Source organism: Acutalibacter caecimuris, assembly GCF_034335085.1.
In the GTDB taxonomy this organism is placed as follows: Bacteria; Bacillota; Clostridia; order Oscillospirales; family Acutalibacteraceae; genus Acutalibacter; species Acutalibacter caecimuris.
On the sequence record NZ_JAWXXJ010000064.1, the window covers coordinates 1 to 4649 of the forward strand.

At 49.9% G+C, this 4649-nt stretch carries 4 protein-coding genes and 1 pseudogene; all 5 read right to left on the bottom strand.

The genetic code is table 11. The annotated features are described in order from the left end of the window. Positions 1–337 precede the first annotated feature (337 nt). A complete protein-coding gene (locus U8U01_RS16990; protein ID WP_322176780.1) occupies positions 338–1024 on the bottom strand; it encodes a CPBP family intramembrane glutamic endopeptidase in 687 nt (228 codons plus the stop codon). 121 nt (positions 1025–1145) lie between these two features. Next, positions 1146–1906: pseudogene (locus U8U01_RS16995) on the bottom strand (IS5 family transposase). A 182-nt stretch (positions 1907–2088) separates the two neighbouring features. Next, the gene (locus U8U01_RS17000) at positions 2089–2295 is read right to left on the bottom strand and encodes a hypothetical protein (RefSeq protein WP_160642961.1); all 207 of its coding nucleotides are present in this window, start codon (positions 2293–2295) and stop codon (positions 2089–2091) included. A gap of 17 nt (positions 2296–2312) precedes the next feature. After that, on the bottom strand, positions 2313–3587 hold the full coding sequence (locus U8U01_RS17005) for a sensor histidine kinase (RefSeq protein ID WP_322176778.1): 1275 nt from the start codon (positions 3585–3587) through the stop codon (positions 2313–2315). 1 nt (position 3588) lies between these two features. Continuing rightward, positions 3589–4299 (bottom strand): LytR/AlgR family response regulator transcription factor, encoded by a 711-nt coding sequence (locus U8U01_RS17010; protein ID WP_322176779.1) that lies wholly within the window; start codon positions 4297–4299, stop codon positions 3589–3591. Positions 4300–4649 lie beyond the last annotated feature (350 nt).

Genomic DNA, 4649 nt, shown 5'->3' on the forward strand with positions numbered 1-4649 from the left:
CCCTGTATCAATCAGTACATAGCCGTTGTCAATAGGATATATCCAATTATTTACTATCCTGCTTCCTGCATTGAGCATAGATGTTCTCTCTTTTCATTTATTTTCATCGGCGTCAACTTCCAATTTGCTGTTCTGTATTTTCCCATTATACCACAATTCCGGGGAGAACGGCAACAAGAAGAAAAACGGAAGGACTGCATGAAAGAAAGACCCTATTCTCCATCCTTAATTGCAAAAACCTTGATGTACTCTGAGATTTCAAGCTGTTTCTCGGCGTCTGCCACCTCCGCGCTCGGTTCTTGCGGAATACCCTTATGATCAAAGCCATGATACATTTCTATTCACCCTCTTTTCTGCTCCTGTAAATGTAAATTACCAGCACAAAAATGAAGGAAACAAGCTGTGCCGCCATAATCCGAACGATTTGCAATTCATCCGCGCCCGTTGAAGAAACGACATGCAGCATATTGGTGGCAACGGTATTATTGAACAGGTGGTCGCCAAGTCCAACCCACAGGTTTCCTGTCATGCGGTTAAGAAGCCCCCATTTGATTCCCATAATTCCGGCAAGGATCACATAACCAATACTCATCAGAATCATTTCCGCAAATGGCATTTCCCCGTTTATATAGCTTCTGATCGGCATAACAATGTGCCAAATGCCAAATAGAAACGCGGCAATAAAATTAGCTGTCATAAAGGGCGTTGTTTCAGAAAGCATCTTTATAAACAGTCCTCGGAAAACGCCCTCCTCCATCCACACATTGATGGCATTAAAGAACAGGCATAACCCGAAGAAAAGGAAATCGGTATTCTTTATGGGAGAGCCGGTCAATGAAAAACCGCTGACATATAGTTCAAAATGCGCGGGATTGCCTTGCAGGGACAGAATGGCAAATTCAAGGCCATATGCAATCGCAAAGCAAACCGTTCCCAATGACAAGCCTTTCAGAACACCGATTGCAAAGCCGTTCCTTTGAAATCCAATATCGCTCCATGTCAGGTTTGTACGTTTTAATACCACTGCCAATAGAATAATTCCGACGGCTTTGTGAAGCACATTTTCTCCAATCGCCGTTTTGTCTGTTTCAATTAAAAAATACTCTATAAACCTAGGGCTTGTTTGAAAAATAGGGAAGGCAGAGCTAAATCAACAAAATAGCGATAGCGGCAATGTAAATGAAGGCAAGAAAAGATGCATCCAATTTATCATATCTGGTGGCGATCCTGCGAAACCATTTGAGTTTTTGGAAGAAACATTCAACCAAATGGCGTTCTTTGTATAACCACCAATCTACCGGCCAAGGATCAGAAACATTGCTCTGCGGCGGGATCACATAGCTGGCTCCCTGTTCTGAGATATAAGCCCGGATTGTCTTTGCCCCATAAGCACGGTCTGCTAATACTTTGCTGCCACTGATTTTTACCCTTTCCAGCAGTTCAACAGCGTGGAGCGAATCATGGTCATTTCCCGCAGACAGCATGAATTCAACCGGGTTCCCCAGTCCATCTACGATAGCGTGCAGCTTTGTATTTAACCCGCCTCTGGTTCGCCCAACTGCCTTATCTGCCGTTTTTTCTCCCCTCCATTGGCGCTTTCGTGAACCTTGATGCAGGTAGAGTCCAAGCTCAGGTTTTCCATATCCGCATCTGCGGACAATGCGCGAAATATGGTTTCCAATGTACCATCGTCCCGCCATTTAGCGAATCGGGCATACACAGACTGCCAGGAGCCATACGCCTCCGGCATTTCCCGCCACTGTGCTCCGCTGCGGACGATCCAAAGCATCCCATTGAGCATGTTTCGGTCATCTTTCCGAGGCCGGCCTCGCTTCCCCGTCCTTTCTGACGGTAACAGTTCTTTTATGCGCTCCCATTGTCCTTTTGTCAATTCATACCGTTTCATATCTCTATTTTCGCACTAACCCGCAATTTGTGCAATATTTATTTTTCAAACAAGCCCTAGCCGAGAGGCAAATTGCGAATATTGCAAAGCACAAGCGCCGCCCCTTTACGCACCTTTTAACTTTCACGTTTTCCTCCTGTAAATTCCAGTTTACCGCTTTGATTATAGCGCAACCCTAGCCGCTAAACGCTCCTTTGAAAAACAACCGTCTGCTCCCGCATGGAGATTTTCCCCACCTGATACCCATAGTCCGCTAATTCCTTTTTGTATCTCAGGAACGAGTGGTCAATGGGAATGCCCGCGATATCCTGGATTTGCGCAAAGGTCAATTTGAGGGTCGGGCTTCCATCCTTTTGCACATAGGCCCACAGAGCGTCGTATTTACTCATGAAGTTCCTCCATTTCTCTACACAGCCGCGACATTCAGCAGCACATTCAGCGAAAACCTGCCGCCTGTTTTCTCCGTCAGCACCGCCCCATGGTACTTCTCCGCCACCACCCGGATGTTGGATAACCCGGTACCTGCCGGGGGAAGTGGCTCCTGCGAGCAGGTGTTCTCAAAGGTCAGCATATAGAAATCTCCCTGACGCTTGCCGCTGATGCGTATGGATTTTGCTCCGTCCTGAGCGCGGCAGGCAGTGATGGCATTGTCCAGGACGTTGGCAAAGAGCACGCACAGATCAAAATCATCGATCCCGCAGGGGTTTGGCAAAACCAGGGACACCTCTGCCGTAATCTCTTTGGCCAGCCCCAGCTTCTCCCCCAGCAGAATATCCACCACCTGGTTGCCGGTCTGGTAGGGGAAGGACAGAGCCTCCGAGACGGTTTCCAGCTTTTTCAGATACTCCCGGCCCTCGTCCAGCTTCTCATTCTTGAGCAGGCCGTCCAGCACAGACAGATGGTTCTTGATGTCGTGACGAAAGGATTTCGTTTGCTCATAGCGGGCCCGGGCCTCAGCAATGTAAACTTTCTGAGCCTGGGCTGCCTGGGTCAGCGATTGCAGTTCAACCTGAGCCTGAAAGCCCCGGCAGAGCTGCCGGTAGGCGTACAGGGTGCACAGCAGCGCCGCCAGCCCCGTGATTTGCAGGAAGAACAGCGTGCCGTGCTTACCAACATCCTCCAGGGAAACGGAGGGGACAAAAAAGCTGTAGGCGGTCTGGAGGATGTACAGCTCCGCCCCAAAGAAAAACAACCCAGGAAGCAGGAGAAGCCCGATATAAGGCGTTTGGCTGTCCTGCGTCCAGGCCAGGAGCTTCCGCACAGCGCGGTAACAGCCAATGCATGCCACAAAATAGAGGGCCTGTGCAACCAAAAGCAGCAGATATAGCTGAGGGGTCCCGATAAAGCCGGGAAAGAAGGCCACCTCCACAGAGTTGATAATTCCAAAAGAGAGCTGCGAAACATAAAAGGCCAGCACCGCCGCCACCCAGGAAATGGGCCGCTGGTTCCCCAGCGCAAAGCGGCTGAGGGTGTACAGCCCCAGGATTCCTGCGGCAATGGAGATAATCCCATCGTCTTTAAGGCCCAGCGACAGACACTGAATGGCGCAGAGGGCAAGGCAATAGACCGCAAAATGCCAAAGCCTGCGCCCCTTCCCGGTCAGACGGCTGACAAAAAAGATGTGCATTATACCCTGCCCCAGGATGCTGATCCCGTCCATAATCAGGCTAAAATAATCCATATCAGACACACCTCTCTTTCATATGGCGCAAAAGGGCCTGGGTCAATTCCCGCTCCCGCAGCCGCGAAACCGGGATGCGCTCTCCCTGGGACAGCAGGACCTGCCCCTCCTGGCATCCGCCCACATGGTCCAGATTCACCAGGTAACTCCGGTGGCACTTGAAAAAACGGCTGTCCACGCGCTGTTCTAAATCTTCCAGCCTGTCATAGTAGTCCAAAACAATACCATCCTTTTTGTGGATGAAAATTTTCCTGCCCAGCACCTCGCAGTACAGGATGTCAGAGAGAGGAACGACCTGGCAGCCGGAGCCTCGCTGTATCACCAGATTTTTTGCCGCGTCCCGCTCCAGCCAGCGCAAGGCCCGGTCCATTGTCCGCCTGAACCGATCCCTATCCAGGGGCTTGAGCAGGTAATCGAAAGCTTCCAGCGGGAACACATCAAACACGCGATCTTTCAGCACCGTCACAAAAATCAGCAGACTGCGGCTCTCACGCCGCCGCAGGAGCGCGGCTGTTTCCATCCCGTCCGGGCGCTCCATCTGGATGTCCAGAAAAATAACGTCAAATTCATCTGAGGACTTCAGCAGCGCATGCCCGCTGGAGAAACAGTCAACCGAATAGTCACAGTCCGTTTCCTTCATATAGCCTGCAAGCTGATCCGCAATTTCTCGGGCCATCTGTGGCTCGTCATCGCAGATAGCAAACATTATCATGCATACCACCCTATTTTTAGGTTAGCAAAAAGTCGGCAAAGGAGCAACCCATTTGTAATGAAATGTTGGAAATCCGTCACGAAATGTTTTTGGCGGCAGATATAGCATATCCCTGGCAGGGGATGTTGTCAACGAAAAGTTTTGCGCTCAGACCATTTGTCTAGGTTTAGGTAACTGGTTAAGTTTAGTATAGACGCACTATTTCTATTTTTCTGCCGATAGTATCTTCCTTTGGATAGTTCCCTACACCCGCCATGATGACAGGAGCCACCTGCCACCGAGAGAGCGCAAAGGTTCCCTGGCGGCAGGTGTTTTCTGTCATATTTTCTTTAGACGAAAAAGCAAACTGC

Bases quoted from the DNA above. Each gene is read 5' to 3' on its own strand.
- U8U01_RS17005 (WP_322176778.1), bottom strand. From the start codon at position 3,587: ATGGATTATTTTAGCCTGATTATGGACGGGATCAGCATCCTGGGGCAG.
- U8U01_RS17000 (WP_160642961.1), bottom strand. From the start codon at position 2,295: ATGAGTAAATACGACGCTCTGTGGGCCTATGTGCAAAAGGATGGAAGC.
- U8U01_RS17010 (WP_322176779.1), bottom strand. From the start codon at position 4,299: ATGATAATGTTTGCTATCTGCGATGACGAGCCACAGATGGCCCGAGAA.